The organism is Cupriavidus sp. D384 (assembly GCF_001652915.1).
In the GTDB taxonomy this organism is placed as follows: domain Bacteria; phylum Pseudomonadota; class Gammaproteobacteria; order Burkholderiales; family Burkholderiaceae; genus Cupriavidus.
Window position 1 is genome coordinate 1 of the sequence record NZ_BBQI01000116.1, and the last position, 624, is coordinate 624.

General features: G+C 66.3%; 1 protein-coding gene. It reads left to right on the forward strand.

Translation table 11 applies throughout. The annotated features are described in order from the left end of the window. The first annotated feature begins 255 nt into the window (after window positions 1–255). Entirely contained in the window at window positions 256–504 is a 249-nt protein-coding gene (locus A9J21_RS27395; RefSeq protein ID WP_066741271.1) for a hypothetical protein, read from the forward strand. The last annotated feature ends 120 nt before the right edge of the window (window positions 505–624 follow it).

Here is a 624-nt window from a genome sequence, read left to right on the forward strand (position 1 = left end):
GACCCCGTTGCCTATGCTTGAAGCGAGCGGGGGATTCGCGCCTTCCGCGGATGGAGAGCTGCTCGGCCCGACCCTTCCCGGCGTCGGGCCTTTTTCTTGAGGGTGCCGGGCGGTGGGCGACGACCGCACCGCGGTCGAATCAGCCAAACACGGACAGGCATGCGCGCCGGCACGCGTAGCATGGGTCTCACCACTCGGATGTTTTGATGCGTGCCACATTGGTGCGCACACCGTGGTGGCTCACCGGGGCAAAACTTGAACGATCCCTCTGGCCACACCCGCCAGCCCTATCGCGGACTCGTGCTTGACCTGTTCGTCTTCCCGCTCATCCCGCCGGAGGGCAGGGAGGAGTGGGACTACGAGGTGATAGTCGAGAATGAGAGCCGGGTGCGCCTGTGCGGGCCTTATTCGTCGTTATCGGGGTATGGCACCCAGCGCGCGGCCGAGGAGGCGTCCGTGCGGCGCGCGCGGATTGCGGCGGACGGCTGGCTCGGGGACATCTGATCGGGGTTCGAGGTGCCACGGCCGGCAACAGGTGGCATTCGCCATGCGTCGGGGCGGCAGGGGTGTCCAGTATCCAACCTTTCCGGACCGATCCGCCAACCACCATCGCGCCTATAACCA